The organism is Kluyvera chengduensis, assembly GCF_044197065.1.
Taxonomy (GTDB): Bacteria; Pseudomonadota; Gammaproteobacteria; order Enterobacterales; family Enterobacteriaceae; genus Kluyvera; species Kluyvera ascorbata_C.
In genome coordinates, this window is record NZ_JBIQOI010000001.1 from 305,063 (window position 1) to 324,443 (window position 19,381).

The 19,381-nt window shown below is 55.1% G+C and carries 11 protein-coding genes; 2 read left to right on the forward strand and 9 right to left on the reverse strand.

Annotation, left to right across the window (positions count from 1 at the left end; all coding sequences use genetic code 11):
* Nucleotides 1-57 precede the first annotated feature (57 nt).
* The 7 genes from glpC to ubiG all read right to left on the reverse strand — a co-directional run bounded on the left by glpC (nucleotide 58) and on the right by ubiG (nucleotide 9,403).
* Nucleotides 58-1,254: an anaerobic glycerol-3-phosphate dehydrogenase subunit GlpC gene (gene glpC / locus ACH1XZ_RS01425; RefSeq protein ID WP_395594035.1), complete on the reverse strand. Its 1,197-nt coding sequence runs from the start codon at nucleotides 1,252-1,254 to the stop codon at nucleotides 58-60.
* Complete coding sequence (gene glpB / locus ACH1XZ_RS01430; RefSeq protein ID WP_395594036.1) at nucleotides 1,251-2,510, reverse strand: glycerol-3-phosphate dehydrogenase subunit GlpB; 1,260 nt, start codon at nucleotides 2,508-2,510, stop codon at nucleotides 1,251-1,253. The genes glpC and glpB overlap by 4 nt, the downstream gene beginning before the upstream one ends.
* Nucleotides 2,500-4,128, reverse strand: a complete 1,629-nt coding sequence (glpA, locus tag ACH1XZ_RS01435) for an anaerobic glycerol-3-phosphate dehydrogenase subunit A (RefSeq protein ID WP_395594037.1) — start codon at nucleotides 4,126-4,128, stop codon at nucleotides 2,500-2,502. The genes glpB and glpA overlap by 11 nt, the downstream gene beginning before the upstream one ends.
* A gap of 262 nt (nucleotides 4,129-4,390) precedes the next feature.
* On the reverse strand, nucleotides 4,391-4,645 hold the full coding sequence (yfaE, locus tag ACH1XZ_RS01440; RefSeq protein ID WP_035892620.1) for a class I ribonucleotide reductase maintenance protein YfaE: 255 nt from the start codon (nucleotides 4,643-4,645) through the stop codon (nucleotides 4,391-4,393).
* Nucleotides 4,645-5,775, reverse strand: coding sequence for a class Ia ribonucleoside-diphosphate reductase subunit beta (gene nrdB / locus ACH1XZ_RS01445; RefSeq protein ID WP_035892621.1), 1,131 nt, complete (start codon nucleotides 5,773-5,775; stop codon nucleotides 4,645-4,647). Before nrdB ends, yfaE begins: the two co-directional genes overlap by 1 nt.
* A 149-nt stretch (nucleotides 5,776-5,924) precedes the next feature.
* On the reverse strand, nucleotides 5,925-8,210 hold the full coding sequence (gene nrdA, locus ACH1XZ_RS01450; protein WP_035892622.1) for a class 1a ribonucleoside-diphosphate reductase subunit alpha: 2,286 nt from the start codon (nucleotides 8,208-8,210) through the stop codon (nucleotides 5,925-5,927).
* A gap of 464 nt (nucleotides 8,211-8,674) precedes the next feature.
* Nucleotides 8,675-9,403, reverse strand: coding sequence for a bifunctional 2-polyprenyl-6-hydroxyphenol methylase/3-demethylubiquinol 3-O-methyltransferase UbiG (gene ubiG, locus ACH1XZ_RS01455; RefSeq protein ID WP_395594038.1), 729 nt, complete (start codon nucleotides 9,401-9,403; stop codon nucleotides 8,675-8,677).
* 161 nt (nucleotides 9,404-9,564) lie between these two features.
* On the opposite strand from ubiG, the gene gyrA reads away from it, so the two are divergent.
* Nucleotides 9,565-12,201 (forward strand): DNA topoisomerase (ATP-hydrolyzing) subunit A, encoded by a 2,637-nt coding sequence (gyrA, locus tag ACH1XZ_RS01460; protein ID WP_395594039.1) that lies wholly within the window; start codon nucleotides 9,565-9,567, stop codon nucleotides 12,199-12,201.
* Between the two features lie 204 nt (nucleotides 12,202-12,405).
* Nucleotides 12,406-15,249 (forward strand): two-component system sensor histidine kinase RcsC, encoded by a 2,844-nt coding sequence (gene rcsC / locus ACH1XZ_RS01465; protein WP_395594040.1) that lies wholly within the window; start codon nucleotides 12,406-12,408, stop codon nucleotides 15,247-15,249.
* A 171-nt stretch (nucleotides 15,250-15,420) separates the two neighbouring features.
* Here rcsC and rcsB read toward each other — a convergent pair whose 3' ends face one another.
* Together rcsB and rcsD are read right to left on the reverse strand one after the other, a co-directional pair.
* Nucleotides 15,421-16,071 (reverse strand): response regulator transcription factor RcsB, encoded by a 651-nt coding sequence (rcsB, locus tag ACH1XZ_RS01470; RefSeq protein WP_035892628.1) that lies wholly within the window; start codon nucleotides 16,069-16,071, stop codon nucleotides 15,421-15,423.
* Between the two features lie 15 nt (nucleotides 16,072-16,086).
* A complete protein-coding gene (gene rcsD, locus ACH1XZ_RS01475) occupies nucleotides 16,087-18,762 on the reverse strand; it encodes a phosphotransferase RcsD (RefSeq protein WP_395594041.1) in 2,676 nt (891 codons plus the stop codon).
* Nucleotides 18,763-19,381 lie beyond the last annotated feature (619 nt).

A 19,381-nucleotide genomic window follows, 5' to 3' on the forward strand; every position in this document is an offset into this window, starting at 1 on the left:
CCTACAATATGCAACCGAATGTAGGCCGGGTAAGCATAGCGCCACCCGGCATGATGCTTACTGCACAGCTAACGCTCGCGCCAACAGCGTAATCGGATGTTCACAACGTTTACTGGTGGACATCTCAATCTGCCATTTGCAGGTCTCGCAGTCGGTAATCACCAGGTCTGCTCCGCTCGCTTCAATTTGTTCGAAGAGCGGTGCGCCTATCGCCTGTGACGTTGGGTAGTTCTCCGTTTTAAAACCGTATGTTCCCGCAATTCCGCAGCATTGTGAATCCAGCACCTGCAGCTCTATACCCGGTATGCGGCGTATTAACTCCAGCGTGTACAGCGACCAGCCCATCTTCTCCATATGACACGGCGTGTGGTACACCACCTTCAGCGGCAGTGGCTGTAGCGGCAGCTCTGTGCCCGCGTCCAGCTTGCGCCACAGCCAGCGGGTCGCCAGCTCAATGTTGTCGCGTAGATCGTGGTTATCGACGTCCAGCAGGTGCGGGTACTCATCGCGCAGCGTAAAGGTGCAGGTGGATGAGGTGGCAATCACCGGCAGCTTTTTGCCGCCAATGGCTTCCCGCAGCGACTTGACGTTGCTCTGCGCCTGGCGGCGGGCTTTATCAAAGAAGCCGTTAGCAATCAGCGGTACGCCGCAGCACTTCTCTTTGCTCAGCAGCTGCACGCCAATGCCTATCGCATTCATCACCTTAATCAAATCCAGCCCGAGCTGTGGGTGATTGTAATTCACGTAGCAGCCGTGGAAAAACGCCACCTGCTCGGCAAACTGCGCTTGCTGGGCGGCGAGGCGCGCGTAGCGGCGGCGAAAAGTGCCAAAGGAATATTTCGGCAGGGCGCGGTGGTGGTCAATCTTGAGGGCGCTATCGAGAAGCTGACGCACGGGCTTAAGATCGGTGGCAGCGTTGACGATCGGGGCGAAGGGCGTAGAGAGCGTGCCCATCAGGTCGGTATGGCTAAGGATGGTATCGCGGATACCCGGCTTTTGCTGGCTATAGTTGGCGCGGGCGCGCTGGATAATATCGCCAATTTTCACATCCGATGGGCAGGCGACCTCGCAGCGTTTGCAGTTGATGCAGTATTTTAGCGCCTCGTCATACAGCCCCGCGTCTTTGCGGCGCAGGCGTTCGCCATCCGGCCCGGCCTGTTTTGGCCCCGGATAGCGCGGGTTAACGCGGCTGACGGGGCAGACGGTGGTGCAAACGGTGCATTTTATGCAGTTTTCGAAACTTTGCTGGCTCATGCTTCACCTCCCGCTAAACGGATAATCTGCGCGGCAGCGTGTAGCGCGGTGACGGCGCACACGCCCCCGCCGCAGCCCTGCGCTATCGGGTCGAAGCCCCCGAGCACCGAGCCGATGGCAAACAGGTTGCGCATCGGCAGGCCCCGGAGCGTTGGGTGTAGCGCGGCGTCGACCGTCGTGCCCGACTGCTGCCATGGCTGTGGGTCAAAGAAATCATCGCGGTAGCCCGCGCGACGTGAGGCGGGTTGCTGAATATCCAGCCCCATAATCGACTCGCGGATGCCGTCACGTCCGGCGGTCAGGCCGTTGCTGAAAAAGCTGCCGCTGGCCAGTACCGCATAGCGTGGGCGTAAGGGAATATCGCCGTGATTGCGCGTCCAGATTTCGCCAACGCCACCGCCGTCGTGGCTGACGCGCACAACTTCATCGCCCGCCATCCAGGTTCCGCCCAGCGCAACAAACCGCCGTTGCAGGGTGGCGTGGAGCCGCATACCCGGCACCGAAGGTGGCAGCGTTGGCAGCAACAACAGGGTGCAGGGAAGGTTGTGATTTAACCAGTCGAACAGCGCCGTGTCGCGCAGGCCGAAGCAGGCGGGCATCACCAGCGTGTCGCATCCTTCGCTGAGCGGCAATAGCGCCTGATGCAGCGTTGACCAGTGCGCTTTTTCATCCAGTACTCTGGCGATATTGACCGCGCGGAACTCGGTCGGGTTCTCTCGTAACACGTCCAGCTCCGGTAAATCGATTTCAGCGGTATCGGCATTAAGCCCCTGCTGCTGGAGGGATTCGGCGACCAGATGCGGTTGGAAATCGAGAAATCCACTAATGCCGACGACTCGAACACGCCCGTGCCTGAACGGGATAATCGGTACTTCCGACGGGCTTAGCCAGGCGGCGCGTTGGGTGCCCAGCGGGGTAATACGCTGATGCGGCTTCGCTATATCGCCATGCATTTTTATTCCGCACTCTGCCAGCAGCGCCTGCGTCTGCTGCGCGTAGCGCTGCACAAGGTCGGCGCCGATCTGGCTATAAGGATGCTGTGGGGATTGTTCGTGCAGCGCGGCCAGTCCGTCTGAAAGGTGGGTGACCGGCTGACCGTCGGGCAGGGCGCTGAGTAAGTCCAGCGAGCCGGAAGAGAAGTGCAGCGCGCTCTGGCCGCGGCTGACAATCACCGTGCGCAGGCCTGCTTTTTGCAGCTGAATGCCGCACAGCAGCCCGGCAAGCCCGCCGCCGATAATCACGCTATCAAATTTCATCTTCAGGCTCCTTTTTAAGGCCGCATAATCCCTGGTATACCCAGCGGGTCAGCTCGCTTTCGCGCAGCGCATCGCCCCATGCAATCGGCTGGACGCCTTTCCAGCGTTCATTCAGGAAGGCGGAAAGCTGGGTAAGTGATTGCGCTGAGGTGGCGACGCGATAACGCTGGAGCAGGCCAGCGGCGCGACAGGCGCACAGCTCGCCCTGACAGGTTCCCATGCCAACGCGGGTGCGGCGGCGTAAATCCAGCAGGTTATTGACCGCCAGATTTTCCACCGCGTACTGTACTTCGCCTGCGGTCACGGCTTCGCATTCGCAGACGACGCTTCGCTGTAACCGACTGTTGCCGAGCCACTCCGGCGTGCGGTCGCCGTGACGGTAGACCGCCGAACCACGTAGCGGCGCGGGCAGAGAAATCATGCGTTGCAGCGTTTTCTCTGCCGGCTCACGGGAGCCGGGCAGCGGCGTTTGGGCAGTGGTGCAGATGCCGTCGTGATGAAGCTTGCGGCAAACGGCATCGGTGGCCCATTCTGCCATCAGGCGATAGGTCATCAGCTTGCCGCCGGTAATGGTAATGAATCCTTCCAGCCCGTCGCGCTCAGCGTGATCCAGCAGAACAATGCCCCGGCTGACGTTGCGTCCGCTGGGGTCGTCATCGCTGGCAACCAGCGGACGCACGCCGCAGTAGGCGCGAAGAATGCGGGTATTCGCCATAACTGGCGCCAGCTTTTCACCTTCGCGCAGCAGAATATCCACTTCGTCGGCGGTGACGCGGCAGCGGTCAATATCGTCGTAATCGATATGCGTTGACGTGGTGCCAATCAGCGAAATCGTGTCGCCGGGTACCAGAATATCGGCATCGGCAGGCGGGCGGCAGCGGTTGATCACGTGCTGGTTGATACGGTTTTCAAATATCAGCAGCGAGCCTTTCGCCGGGAACATGCGAATGCGCAGGTCGGCGTATTCAGCGATGCGCTGGCCCCAGATCCCGGCGGCGTTGACGACGACCGGCGCGCGCAGTTCGCGCGGTTGTCCGCTGGTGTGGTTGAGCAGGCGAACGCCGTGGATGCGATCGTTGTGGCGAATCAGGCCGGTGACTTCATGGGCGGTAAAAATCGTCGCACCGTGTTCGCGGGCGTCGAGCATATTGGCGGCGGTCAGGCGGAAGGGGTCGACGGTGCCGTCGGGCACGCGCACTGCGCCAACCAGCGCGGGGTTTACCGCGGGCTCCATCCGCCGTGCGAGCGCAGGGTCGATAGCTTCAGCCTGAATTCCAGCCGCCTGGCAGGCGGTCATAAAAGTACGCTGATAGTTGAGGTCGTCTTCTGGCAGGGTGATAAACAGCCCGCTGGTGGGTTCAATGCAGTGGCGGGCGATGCGCCGCAGGATTTGGTTTTCGCTGATGCATTCGCGCGCGGATTCGCTGTCGGTCACCGCATAGCGTGCGCCGCTGTGCAGCAGGCCGTGGTTACGCCCCGTCGCGCCAGTGGCAATATCAAAACGCTCAACCAGCGCCACCTTCAGGCCGCGCAGGGAGCAGTCGCGGGCTATCCCGGCTCCGGTGGCGCCACCACCGATAATGATGGCGTCGTATTCAGTGACAGAGGCGCTGTCCATAATGTGTCCTCAATGTTCGTTTTAAAAACATTAAGTCATGTATATGGATTAATTTGTTTGATTTCGAACATATTCGCGCATTTATCGAAAAGGATAATGGTGAGAAATGTGTCACGCATCGCCTTTTGCTGAATATGCCTGTCGTTGGTCGGAACGTGCTGGCGATAGAGTGCAGGTTCAAGCGACAGCGGGGAAGAGGGGAAGTGAGCTATCGCGCCGTGGCGCGATGCCGGTAGTTAGCGCGCACCAAGCGCGCTAACCGTTACATCTCAATTTCTATATCACCCTTTGCCCGGCAGCAGCAGGGCAAAATTTCACCCGGCTGGATAAAGGCCAGCGGCTCGGTCAGCCAGTCGACCTGGCCCGATACTAGCCGCGTGCGGCAGGAGCCGCAGTAGCCTTCGCGGCACTGGTATTCGACCTCAACGTTGTGAGATTCCAGCGCCGCCAGCAGGGAAGGGTGTTCATCCTGGCACTGCAAACGCGTGCCAGAGATGCGCAGAAAAACGCGGCTCATTAGAGCTGGAAGTCGCTGAGATCGTCAGTATTGACTTCCGAGTCAATCTGGCCGACCAGATAAGAGCTGACTTCCACTTCCTGCGGGGCAACCTGCACGTTATCGGACACCAGCCAGGTGTTGATCCACGGGATTGGGTTGGATCGGGTCTGGAACGGCAGATCCAGGCCAACCGCCTGCATACGGATGTTGGTAATGTACTCAACGTACTGGCACAGAATATCTTTGTTCAGGCCAATCATTGAGCCGTCGCGGAACAGATAATCCGCCCACTCTTTTTCCTGCACGGCAGCCTGTACGAACAGGTCATAGCATTCCTGTTTGCACTCTTCCGCAATCTCCGCCATTTCCGGGTCATCCGCGCCGCTGCGCAGCAGGTTCAGCATGTGCTGGGTGCCGGTCAGGTGCAGCGCTTCATCGCGGGCGATCAGGCGAATAATTTTGGCGTTGCCTTCCATCAGTTCGCGCTCGGCGAAGGCGAAGGAGCAGGCGAAGCTGACGTAAAAGCGAATGGCTTCCAGCGCGTTCACGCTCATCAGGCAGATATAAAGTTTCTTTTTCAGTTCGCGCAGGTTCACGGTCACGGTTTTGCCGTTAACGGTGTGGGTACCTTCGCCCAGCAGGTGCCAGTAGCTGGTCATCTCGATCAGCTCGTCGTAATAGCTGGAGATGCCTTCGGCACGCTTCTGAATTTGTTCGTTGGTGACGATGTCATCAAACACAATCGCCGGATCGTTGACGATGTTGCGGATGATGTGGGTGTAAGAGCGCGAGTGGATGGTTTCAGAGAACGCCCACGTCTCAACCCAGGTTTCCAGTTCCGGAATGGAAATCAGCGGCAGCAGCGCGACGTTCGGGCTACGGCCCTGGATGGAGTCCAGCAGGGTTTGATACTTCAGGTTGCTGATGAAGATATGCTTTTCGTGTTCCGGCAGCGCCTGGTAGTCGATACGGTCGCGGGAAACGTCAACCTCTTCCGGACGCCAGAAGAAGGAGAGCTGTTTTTCAATCAGCTTTTCGAAGATGTCATATTTCTGCTGGTCGTAGCGTGCCACGTTGACCGGCTGGCCAAAGAACATCGGCTCTTTGAGCTGATCGTTTTTCGTCTGTGAAAAAGTGGTATATGCCATTGATGTCAATCCTGTCTGGAGAGTAATGCCGGATGGCGGTTACTTACCTGCTTACAATATCATCGCAAATAAATCCGTACACCGAATAAGGTTTTGGTCGCTACGGAAATCAAAGGCCGGGTCAGCGTATCGCTGCCCGGCAATCGTTATTAGATCTTACAAGCGCCGCTTTCGCAGCCGTCATCCTGAATGGAAGGGGCCAGATCGTCCTGCGCATCTTCCGCACCGTCACGGGTGTTCTGGTAGTACAGAGTCTTCACGCCAAATTTGTAGGCGGTGAGCAGGTCTTTCAGCAGCTGCTGCATCGGGACTTTGCCTGATGGGAAGCGCGTTGGGTCATAGTTGGTGTTGGCAGAGATCGACTGGTCGATGAATTTCTGCATGATACCCACCAGTTGCAGGTAGCCGTCATTGTTTGGCATTTCCCACAGCAGTTCGTAGGCGTTGTGCAGGTGTTCATAGTCCGGCACTACCTGGCGCAGGATACCGTCTTTCGACGCTTTGATGCTCACGTAGCCGCGCGGCGGCTCGATGCCGTTGGTGGCGTTGGAGATCTGCGAAGAGGTCTCGGACGGCATCAGGGCAGAGAGCGTGGAGTTACGCAGGCCGTGGGTCTTGATGGACTCACGAAGTGCTTCCCAATCCAGATGCAGCGGCTCGTTAGTAATCGCATCCAGGTCTTTCTTATAGGTGTCGATCGGCAGAATGCCCTGCGAGTAGGTGGTTTCGTTGAACCACGGGCACGCGCCTTGCTCTTTTGCCAGCTCGTTGGAGGCTTTCAGCAGGTAGTACTGAATAGCTTCAAAGGTCTGATGCGTCAGATTGTTGGCGCTGCCGTCGGAGTAGCGCTTGCCGTTTTTCGCCAGCCAGTAAGCGTAGTTGATAACGCCAATACCCAGCGTACGACGGCCCATTGCGCCACGTTCAGCGGCTTTAATTGGGTAGTCCTGGTAGTCCAGCAGGGCATCGAGTGCGCGCACTGCCAGCACCGCCAGCTCTTCCAGCTCGTCCAGGCTGTTGATTGCACCCAGGTTGAACGCGGACAGCGTACACAGGGCGATTTCGCCGTTTTCGTCGTTCACATCGTCCAGCGGTTTGGTCGGCAGGGCGATTTCCAGGCACAGGTTAGACTGGCGCACTGGGGCAACAACCGGGTCAAACGGGCTGTGGGTGTTGCAGTGGTCAACGTTCTGAATGTAGATGCGGCCGGTAGAAGCACGTTCCTGCATCATCAGGGAGAACAGTTCAACCGCTTTCACGCGCTGTTTGCGGATGCTGTCGTCGTTCTCATATTTTGTGTACAGACGTTCGAACTCGTCCTGGTCGGCGAAGAACGCGTCGTACAGGCCTGGGACGTCGGACGGGCTGAACAGGGTGATGTCGCCGCCTTTCAGCAGACGGGTGTACATCAGCTTGTTGATCTGTACGCCGTAGTCCATGTGACGCACGCGGTTGCCTTCAACGCCACGGTTGTTTTTCAGAACCAGCAGGCTTTCCACTTCCAGGTGCCACATTGGGTAGAACAGGGTGGCCGCACCGCCGCGCACGCCGCCCTGAGAGCAGGATTTAACCGCCGTCTGGAAGTGCTTGTAGAACGGAATACAGCCGGTGTGGAACGCTTCACCGCCGCGAATTGGGCTACCCAGCGCACGAATGCGGCCGGCGTTGATGCCGATACCGGCGCGCTGGGAAACGTATTTCACGATAGCGCTGGAGGTAGCGTTGATGGAATCCAGGCTGTCGCCGCACTCGATCAGTACGCAGGAGCTGAACTGACGCGTTGGGGTACGCACGCCGGACATAATCGGCGTAGGCAGAGAAATTTTGAACGTGGAAACCGCATCGTAGAAGCGCTTCACGTAGCTCAGACGGGTTTCACGCGGGTAGTTCGAGAACAGGCATGCAGCGACCAGAATATAGAGGAACTGGGCGCTCTCGTAGATTTCGCCGGTCACGCGGTTCTGGACCAGGTATTTCCCTTCCAGCTGCTTAACCGCCGCGTAGGAGAAGGTCATGTCACGGTCGTGAACAATGAACGAGTCCATCTGCTTGAACTCTTCTTCCGTATAGTCTTCCAGCAGATGATTGTCGTATTTACCCAGGTTAACCATGTGTTTGACATGGTCGAGCAGGACCGGTGGCTCAAACTGACCGTAGGCTTTTTTGCGCAGGTGGAACACCGCCAGGCGCGCGGCCAGATACTGGTAGTCTGGTGCTTCGCTGGAGATCAGGTCTGCGGCTGCTTTGATAATGGTTTCATGAATGTCGGACGTTTTAATCCCGTCGTAGAACTGGATGTGTGAACGCAGTTCGACCTGAGAAATCGAAACGTTGTGCAGCCCTTCGGCGGCCCAATCCAGCACGCGATGAATTTTGTCGAGGTTAATGCGTTCTGTGCGGCCGTCACGCTTAGTCACCAGCAGACTCTGATTCATGTGATTTTTACCTGTCCGTGAAAAGGAAAATATCCCCTGATTTATCCACAATTGCCGTTGTAGCAAAACCTGTGGATAAATACTACATGTAGGGGTTCGTTGATTAATTAAACGCTATATGGTGAGTATTCTAGTCTGGATTCTTTTGAGCACAAGGGTTGATTTTGGCGTTAACTTGAGGTTGATAAAGCGTAAAAAAGGCTAAGTCCACGGCGCATAAGGGCTGGCGGGAATGTCAATAATTTGCAAAAAAAAATGAAAATTTGATCGAGTGCTGATTTCTTCGTCGAAGGGGGAAATTGCGCAATATGATGTAGCGCAATTTTGCAGTAAACGCCTCCCATGATTGGTAGGGGACGCGTAGGCCTGATAAGCGCAGCGCCATCAGGCATTGGCGATGGGTGCCGGATAGCGCTGCGCTTATCCGGCCTACCATAGAGCGCCATCAGGCCATGAGCGCAGATTTATTCGCTTTTGGCGGTGGTGTGCAGCATATAGTTAACGTCGACGCCCGGCGCCAGCTTGAAGCTGTTGGTGATCGGGTTGTAGTGCAGGCCAATCATATGGCGCTCTTTCAATACGGTCTGATCAACCCAGCTCAGCAGCTCGGCCGGTTTGATGAATTTCTTAATGTCGTGGGTGCCTTTTGGCACCATGCGCAGAATGTATTCCGCGCCAACCACCGCCATCAGCCAGGATTTGCCGTTGCGGTTGAGTGTGGAGAAGAAGACCTGGCCGCCGGGTTTCACCAACTGGGCGCAGGCTTTCACTACCGACTGCGGGTCCGGCACGTGTTCCAGCATCTCCATGCAGGTCACCACGTCATACTGCCCGGTGTGCTTCGCCGCGTGTTCTTCTACCGTTTCCTGAACGTAATCGACGGGAATACCGGTTTCTAATGCGTGCAGCTTTGCCACCTGCAACGGCTCGAAGCCCATATCCAGACCGGTGACCGTCGCGCCTTCACGCGCCATGCTTTCGGCCAGAATGCCGCCGCCACAGCCGACATCCAGTACCTTTTTGCCAAACAGGCCGCCGGAACGTTCGGCGATGTAGCCCAGGCGCAGTGGGTTAATGCGGTGCAGAGGCTTAAATTCCCCTTCCAGATCCCACCAACGTGACGCGACCGCCTCGAATTTGGCGATCTCTTCGTGGTCTACGTTGTGCGCTACCGCAGCTTTTTCGGCATTCATGGCTGTTCCTGCTCCTTATTTCGTTATTGAGAGCGAGTATATCAGTACCACGGCGTGAATAAAGCGTTCGGCGGGTGCTAATGGGTTTACCTGTCTTTACGCTAATGTGTTATAATTTGCGACCTTTGAATCCGGGAATACAGTAGAGGGATAGCGGTTAGATGAGCGACCTTGCGAGAGAAATTACACCGGTCAACATTGAGGAAGAGCTTAAGAACTCTTATCTGGATTATGCGATGTCGGTCATTGTTGGCCGTGCGCTGCCGGATGTCCGAGATGGCCTGAAGCCGGTACACCGTCGCGTACTTTACGCCATGAACGTATTGGGCAATGACTGGAACAAAGCCTATAAAAAATCAGCCCGTGTCGTGGGTGACGTGATCGGTAAATATCACCCGCATGGTGATACTGCCGTCTATGACACTATCGTCCGTATGGCACAGCCATTCTCACTGCGATACATGCTGGTAGATGGTCAAGGTAACTTCGGTTCTGTCGATGGCGACTCCGCCGCAGCGATGCGTTATACGGAAATCCGTATGTCGAAAATCGCCCATGAGCTGATGGCCGATCTGGAAAAAGAGACGGTGGACTTCGTCGATAACTACGACGGCACCGAACGTATTCCAGATGTCATGCCGACTAAAATTCCTAACCTGCTGGTTAACGGTGCCTCTGGTATCGCCGTAGGTATGGCCACCAACATTCCACCGCACAACCTGACGGAAGTGATCAACGGCTGTCTGGCGTATGTCGACAACGAAGACATCACCATCGAAGGTTTGATGGAACACATCCCAGGCCCGGATTTCCCGACTGCCGCCATCATTAACGGCCGCCGCGGGATTGAAGAAGCCTATCGTACCGGTCGTGGCAAAGTGTACATTCGCGCCCGCGCGGAAGTCGAAGCCGACGCTAAAACCGGTCGTGAAACCATCATCGTGCACGAAATTCCGTATCAGGTGAACAAAGCGCGCCTGATCGAGAAAATCGCCGAGCTGGTAAAAGATAAACGCGTTGAAGGTATCAGCGCGCTGCGTGACGAGTCTGATAAAGACGGTATGCGCATCGTGATTGAAGTGAAACGCGACGCGGTCGGGGAAGTGGTGCTGAACAACCTCTACTCCCAGACCCAGCTGCAGGTTTCCTTCGGTATCAACATGGTTGCACTGCACCATGGTCAGCCGAAGATCATGAACCTGAAAGAAATTATTGCTGCGTTCGTGCGTCACCGCCGTGAAGTGGTGACTCGCCGTACCATTTTCGAACTGCGTAAAGCGCGCGATCGCGCGCACATCCTGGAAGCGCTGGCTGTTGCGCTGGCTAACATCGACCCGATCATTGAACTGATCCGTCGCGCACCAACCCCGGCTGAAGCGAAAGCAGGCCTGGTGGCGCAGTCGTGGGAACTGGGCAACGTTTCCGCGATGCTGGAACGTGCGGGTGATGACGCGGCGCGTCCAGAGTGGCTGGAACCTGAGTTTGGCGTTCGTGACGGTAAATACTACCTGACCGAACAGCAGGCGCAGGCGATTCTGGATCTGCGTCTGCAGAAACTGACCGGCCTTGAGCATGAAAAACTGCTCGACGAGTACAAAGAGCTGCTGGAACAGATTGCTGAACTGCTGCGCATTCTGGGCAGCGCCGAGCGTCTGATGGAAGTGATCCGCGAAGAGCTGGAGCTGGTTCGTGAACAGTTCGGCGACGAACGTCGTACTGAAATCACCGCCAACAGCGCCGATATTAATATCGAAGATCTGATAAGCCAGGAAGATGTTGTCGTCACGCTGTCTCACCAGGGTTACGTCAAATATCAGCCGCTTACCGATTACGAAGCTCAGCGTCGTGGCGGTAAAGGCAAGTCAGCTGCACGTATTAAAGAAGAAGACTTTATCGACCGCCTGCTGGTGGCCAACACCCACGACACGATCCTCTGCTTCTCCAGCCGCGGTCGTCTGTACTGGATGAAGGTCTATCAGTTGCCGGAAGCAAGCCGCGGCGCGCGTGGCCGTCCGATCGTCAACCTGCTGCCGCTGGAAGCGAACGAACGTATCACCGCCATCCTGCCGGTACGCGAGTACGAAGAGGGCGTGAACGTCTTTATGGCGACCGCCAGCGGTACGGTGAAGAAAACGGCGCTGACCGAGTTCAGCCGCCCACGTTCTGCCGGTATTATCGCGGTGAACCTGAACGAAGGCGACGAACTGATTGGCGTTGACCTGACCTCCGGTTCCGATGAAGTCATGCTGTTCTCTGCTGCCGGTAAAGTGGTGCGCTTTAAAGAAGATGCCGTTCGTGCCATGGGTCGTACTGCGACCGGCGTACGCGGTATCAAGCTCGCGGAAAAAGACAGCGTGGTATCGCTGATTGTTCCACGTGGCGAAGGCGCTATCCTGACCGTCACCCAGAACGGTTACGGTAAACGTACCGCTGCTGAAGAGTATCCGACCAAGTCGCGTGCGACGCAGGGCGTTATCTCTATCAAAGTCACCGAGCGTAACGGCTCCGTGGTGGGCGCGGTACAGGTCGACGACTGCGACCAGATCATGATGATCACCGATGCTGGTACGCTGGTGCGTACTCGCGTGTCGGAAGTCAGCGTGGTAGGGCGTAACACTCAGGGCGTTATCCTCATCCGTACTGCGGAAGACGAAAACGTGGTGGGTCTGCAGCGCGTGGCCGAGCCGGTTGATGACGAAGAGCTGGACGCTATCGACGGTAGCGTGGCGGAAGGCGACGACGATATCGCGCCGGAAACCGACAGCGATGACGACGTAGCGGACGATGCCGACGAGTAATCGTTGAGCAACGCTGTAAGAAGGGTCGGTGAAAACCGGCCCTTTTTTATGTTCGTAGCATTCCCGGCGTCGCTGCGCTCGGCCGGGCTACCGATTTTTCCCGGTGCCATGCCGCGGGTTAATCTACTCTCTGATTGCGGCTAACGGCTTTTCCCGCTACCTTAACCACATCCTGTTGACCCTCAACGGCGGAGTTTCGCCACTTTGAAATATCTTGTCTCCTTTCGCACAACGCTGAAAGTTTCACGTTACCTGTTTCGGGCGCTAGCGCTGCTGCTTTGGCTGCTTATCGCGCTGGTTTCCGTTTTCTATATCGTGAATGCCTTGCATCAAAAAGAGTCTGAAATCCGTCAGGAATTTAACCTCAACTCCGATCAGGCCCAGCGATACTTCCAGCGTACCTCCGATGTGATTAAGGAGCTCAAGTACATTGCCGAAAACCGGCTGACGGCGGCGAATGGCGCGCTCCCCGGTGGGCTGACGAAAGACAGTACCGATATTCCTGACTTTGAACCGCTGTTCCCCGACTCTGACTGCGGTACGCTCGATACCACCTGGCGCGGCCCTCTGGAATCGCTGGCCTGGTTCTTACGCTACTGGCGGGAAAACTTCTCGGCCGCCTACGATCTCAACCGCGTCTTTTTAATCGGCAGTGAGAATCTCTGCATGGCCAATTTTGGCCTGCGCGAAATGCCGGTTGATCGCAGCGAAGCCCTGAAGGCGCTGCATGAACGCATCATGGCTTACCGTAATGCGCCGCAGGACGATCGCGGCGGAAATCTGTTCTGGGTTGGGCAGGGGCCGCGACATAGCGTGGGTTATTTCTATGCGCTGACGCCGGTATACCTGGCAAACCGTCTACAGGCGCTGCTCGGCGTTGAGCAGACCATGCGGGCGGAAAACTTCTTTACCCCAGGCAGTATGCCGATGGGGGTATCCATTCTGGATGATAACGGCAACACGCTGATTTCGCTGGCGGGGCCGGACACCAAAATGCGTATCAGCCCACGGGGCTTGCAGGAACGGCTGTGGTTTGGCTACACCGCAGGTTATCGCGAACTGGTACTGAAAAAAACGCTGTCGCCTTCTTCACTCAGCATTGTCTATTCGGTGCCGCTGGATGTGGTGCTGGAGCGCATTCGCATTCTGGTGCTGAACGCGCTGCTGCTGAATTTGCTGACGGGGATTGCGCTGTTTACCATGGCGCGAATGTACGAGCGCCGCATCTTTTTACCCGCTGAATCTGACGCGCTGCGTCTGGAAGAGCACGAGCAGTTTAACCGTAAAATTGTCGCCTCTGCACCCGTGGGGATCTGTATTCTGCGTACCCAGGATGGTACCAATATTCTGAGTAACGAACTGGCGCACAACTACCTCAATATGCTGACGCACGAAGACCGTCAGCGTCTGACGCAGATTATCTGCGGCCAGCAGGTGAATTTCGTCGATGTGCTGACCAGTAACAATACCAACCTGCAAATCAGCTTCGTTCACTCGCGCTATCGTAACGAAAACGTGGCGATATGCGTGCTGGTAGACGTCAGTTCGCGCGTCAAAATGGAAGAGTCATTGCAGGAGATGGCGCAGGCCGCGGAGCAGGCGAGCCAGTCTAAGTCGATGTTCCTGGCAACGGTCAGTCACGAACTGCGTACGCCGCTGTACGGGATTATCGGTAACCTCGATCTGTTGCAAACCAAAGAGTTGCCGAAGGGCGTTGACCGTTTGGTGACGGCGATGAATAACTCGTCCGCGCTGCTGTTGAAGATTATCAGCGACATTCTCGACTTCTCGAAAATTGAATCCGAGCAGTTGAAAATTGAGCCACGCGAGTTCTCGCCGAAAGAGGTGATGAACCATATCACCGCCAACTACCTGCCGCTGGTGGTCAGAAAACAGCTTGGTATGTACTGCTTTATTGAGCCGGACGTACCGATGAAGCTGATGGGTGACCCGATGCGTCTTCAGCAGGTGATTTCTAACCTGCTGAGTAATGCCATCAAGTTTACCGATATCGGCTGTATCGTTTTACACCTGAAACGGGAAGGGTATTACCTGAGTATCAGCATTCGCGATACCGGCGTCGGTATTCCGGCGAAAGAGGTGGTGCGTCTGTTTGACCCATTCTTCCAGGTGGGAACTGGAGTTCAGCGTAACTTCCAGGGTACCGGGCTGGGGTTGGCGATATGCGAGAAGCTGGTCAACATGATGGACGGCGATATTGCGGTGGATACCGAGCCGGGTATGGGCAGCCAGTTTACGCTGCGTATTCCGCTCTATGGTGAGCAGGATTCCACGCCGCTGGCCATTGAAGGGCTGGCGAAAATTCGCTGCTGGCTGGCGGTGCGCAACGCTTCTCTTTCTGAATTTATTCATTCGCTGCTGAGCTGGCACGGCATTGACGTTCGTCTCTATGACGGCGAAACGCCTGAGCCGGATGATCTGCTTATCACCGATGATGAGCTGTCTCAGCCGTGGACGGGCAGGGCCGCCGTGGTCTTCTGCCGTCGACATATTGGTATTCCGCAGGAGTACGCGCCGGGGCAGTGGGTGCACAGCATTGTCTCTCCGCATGAGTTAATGACGCTGCTGGGACGAATCTATCGCGTTAAGGTTGAAACGGGCGATGCTGCGGAGCTGCCAGCGCATGAAGCACTGGCAGATAGTAACGACGATATGATGATCCTGGTGGTCGACGATCATCCTATCAACCGCCGATTGCTGGCCGATCAGTTAGGATCGCTGGGTTATCAGTGTAAAACCGCCAACGACGGCGTTGATGCGCTGAATGTGTTGAGCAAGAACCATATCGATATTGTGCTGAGTGATGTCAATATGCCAAATATGGACGGCTATCGCCTGACGCAGCGTATTCGCCAGCTGGGGCTGACGCTACCGGTCGTTGGCGTCACCGCCAATGCGCTGGCCGAAGAGAAGCAGCGCTGCCTGGAGTCCGGGATGGATAGCTGCCTGTCGAAGCCGGTTACGCTGGACGTGCTTAAGCAGACGTTAACAGTTTATGCCGCGCGAGTCCGTAAAGCGCGGGAATAAGGTATTTTATGGGTAGCCCGGCCAAGCGAAGCGCCGCCGGGATGAGCACCAGTGGTACAGATGTTGGTTGGCTGGATAAGACGATGCCGCTATCCGGCACTTTGTGCAGCGTTGCCCGATGGCGCTACGCTTATCGGGCCTACGTAATGCAGGCCCGACAGGCAACTAAGTTTAGTCTTTGTCTGACGGCGAAAGCGTCACGGAGGAGAGGTAATTCAGTAACGCGATGTCGTTTTCCACGCCGAGCTTCATCATCGCCGACTTCTTCTGGCTACTGATGGTTTTGATGCTGCGGTTCAGTTTCTTCGCGATTTCGGTCACCAGGAAACCTTCAGCAAAGAGACGCAGAACTTCGCTCTCTTTTGGTGACAGGCGCTTGTCGCCATAACCACCCGCGCTGATTTTCTCCAGTAGGCGAGAGACGCTCTCCGGGGTAAACTTCTTGCCTTTTTGCAGCGCAGCCAGCGCTTTTGGCAGGTCCGTTGGTGCCCCTTGTTTCAGCACGATCCCTTCAATATCCAGATCCAACACCGCGCTCAGAATCGCTGGGTTGTTGTTCATGGTCAGTACGATGATGGACAGACCAGGGAAATGGCGTTTGATGTACTTAATCAGCGTAATACCATCACCGTACTTGTCTCCAGGCATGGAGAGGTCGGTAATCAGTACGTGGGCATCAAGCTTCGGTAAGTTGTTAATTAGCGCAGTGGAGTCTTCAAATTCGCCAACAACATTAACCCATTCAATTTGCTCCAGAGATTTACGAATCCCGAACAGCACAATCGGATGGTCATCGGCAATAATTACGTTCATATTGTTCATGTAAAGGCTACCTTGCTACAGCAAGCTCTTGACGTAGGCGTCAATGTCGCTGATGTATTTTTCTATGCCTGAAGCATCTTTTTCACGAATCAGATGTTCAAGCGATTCACATAACTGCTTGCCAGGTACCAGATTTAGCATGGCAAACACACCCTTAAGGCGGTGAGCTGTCTGTGCCAGAGCGGCAAAGTCCTTTGCCGCAGACTCAGTATACAGCCTGCTAACATCTTCCGGTACCGTATCCACAAACAGAGCATAATAGCCACTGGCCTGAAGTTCGGCACTTTCATCTCCGCCCAGCGGCGATTCCGTCATTTCTTCCTGCGCCAGTTGCTCTTCAATAAGCTGGAGTACCGCATCCTGCATGGCGTTGCTCATGTTAAAGTTCACACGCAGCTGACCCGGGCCAATTTTGCGTATCCCAGCCTCATCATCGCTTAAAAGCAAGCCCGAAGCAGTAAGATTAGACGGATTATCTGTTAAAAACAGATCAAATTCTTGACTTGTCGCTCGCTCATCGGGGCTGATGCAGGTCGCGCCCCAGCTTTCGAGCTGACGGGTGACAATGTTGCGAATTTCGTTTGAAGTGATGTCGACCATCACCACAACATCATCCAGCAGCTGTTCCTCTGACGCCATATCTTCTTCGCGCACTGGCATTTTGACGTGCAGGGTGTAGCGAGTGCCCAGCGACTCTCGCGCCTTAATATTAAGATGACCGCCGAGCTTACGGGCTAGCTGATCGCAAAGCCAGAAGGTGAGGGCGTTAGCTTTGCCATAGCGATCGGACTGGGTGTCGTTCAGGTACGGGAAGTGCAGGTTGTCGACTTCACCGTGCGACACGCCGTTGCCTGTATCGAGAATACGGAAGGTTAAGCGTTCTTCGGCTGACTCATCGGCATTCACCTCAAGCGTGATTTTGCCTATCTGGGTAGTGGTTACGGCATACTGAATCAGCAGCAGCAGAATACGGCGTAGCGCATCGCGGTCGCCGTGGCGTTGCTCTTTGGCGGGAAGCTGGTTGTTAATCAGCAACTGTAGCCCTTTGCGTTTAATGGATGGCAGTACCTCGGGCACCACTTCATCAATCAGTTCCTGGAGAGAGAACTGTGTAGACGATCCTTTCCAGCTATCGTTTTCCAGTATATTGGCGAGCTGAATTTCATCCACCAGGCGTACCAGAAGATCGGCATGGTTCGCCAGTTTCTGGCTGTCTGGGGTATCGATAGCGCTGGCTTCGGCCGCTAGCGCTTTAATCGGCTGCTTCAGCGTATCACTGATATTCTGCATAAATGCCGCACGACCTTGCTGGTTCTTCTCATACAGACGTTGGGCCTGTTTGAGCTTCTTGTTCACCAGAATTTCCCGGTCCTGATCGCGAATAATAAAGATCTGCGTGCGCGGGGAGACCTGGCTGCGGAACTGACGAATCTCATACAGTTCATTGTTAATGGTGGCTTGAATCACCCCCTGATGCTGATCCGCCATGCTGGTAATGTTCTGCAAATTGAGATGCGGCAGCAGGTGATCGGCAATTTTGTTGCTGATCACCGTCCGGTTTGATTCCTGGTCATGCACCAGCAGCCCCAACGGCAGCAAAGAGACAATTTCTTCATTTATTGCACGTAGCACGCGCAGCTCATTATTGGTTCCGGCAGACGGCGTACTGGTGTTGCCGCCGCGTGTGGGTAAATTACGGAACGTGGAGTAACCAAACAGCGCCAGCGCCAGCAGGCCAATATTCAGCAGTAGCGGTAGCATGATGTTCTGGAAGGTATCGAGCAGCAGTGTGCCAAACGGGACTTGCCACACCAGACGCATACCGGTGCCATTCAACGCCGACGTGATTTCAATTCGCGAGCTATTAAAGTTGATGGAGACGCTATCGCTTGGATCTTTTTCCTGGGCGCGCTGCGCGTTCTGAACCGGATCGGGTTCCAGGCGGAAACTGTCCAGCGACATGGTTGGCGGCACCAGATCGTTTATCGGTAAATCAAAGGCGACGACGGTCGCCAGGTGTCCTGGCTGGTTGAACGTGGTACGCAGGGTAAAGTAGCGGCCATTTTGCCAGGCCAGGCGACGCAAGGATGAGAAGGTTTCACGCTCATCCAGCGTATTGGCCTGCTGCAGCATCTCGGCGCGGCGTGAATCAACAATGCTTCCTACCGTCGATTCTTTAAAACCGGAAGAGAGGTCTTTAAGCGGCAGGGTTGAGATAAGAATCAGGCTGTTGTCCTGACCATTGAGATAGTACATCGACCACGGGACGTTCTCCGCGCCCCACAGCGTATCGAGATAGGTCGACATACGCTGGGTAATATCGAGCGTCGCACTGTCGTGTGAGCCAAAAATCAGTGCTTCCGTTTTACGGCGCGGCTTTTCGAGATAGTAGACATCTTGCTTTAAGCGCGTTTCCTGCAGGCCGTCTACCGGGGTGGCATTGGTACTCGCCGCCGCAATATTGTCGTAGATCTGCCAGGTGGTGTAGCGCCAGGTATCGATACGCTTATGGACGGCATGCGTCATGTCGACAATCTGGTAGCTCTTATCTTTAAGCCACGCGTTAACCGCGCTTTGAATCATCACGCCCATCGTAACCAGCAGGACGATGATCATAAGAAGGAAGAAACGCGTAATGCTCCCGGGAAGTAGGGAGAATTTCGTCGGGCTCGTCTTGTCGGACTGACTCATTGGCGTGTGTAACCCATCATAACGGCATCTGAATGAGGATATGCTCAAGCCCGTAGCGGCATTGAGATGTGAAAACCCTGTTTTTGCACTGCTGGCAGTATATACAAAAAAACCGTTAGGTTGCATCAATGTGGCGAATTCTGCGCAAGCGTTGCGGTGGTGACAGTAATGAAGAAGGGGCGTTCTACTGCGGGGCGATGGGGAAATATTACGTTGCGGAATAATTGTACAATGTAACACTTATTGTACAATTATTTACGAATAATAGCTGAAAATAGCACTAAATAACAAGACATTATTAATAAACCAGTGTTCAGACAAAATAAATTGTATGCAATGTGATTAGTTAATAGTCGTTATAATTTGTGCCGAGTAGCACATTTTTGTTCAGTTTGCGTAAAGAAAGGTAAAAAAAACCGGATGCGAAGCATCCGGTTGAAATTGGGGTAAACAGACATTCAGAACTGAATGACGGTAATAAATAAAGTTAATGATGATAGCGATGACTATTTTAGTTGTAGGTGAAAGTTTTGTTTTACCATTCAGTGCTATACCTTATTTGTTTTTTAACTCATTGATTTTGTGAATTTATTTTTTCGCTCTTTGATTATTAGTGCTA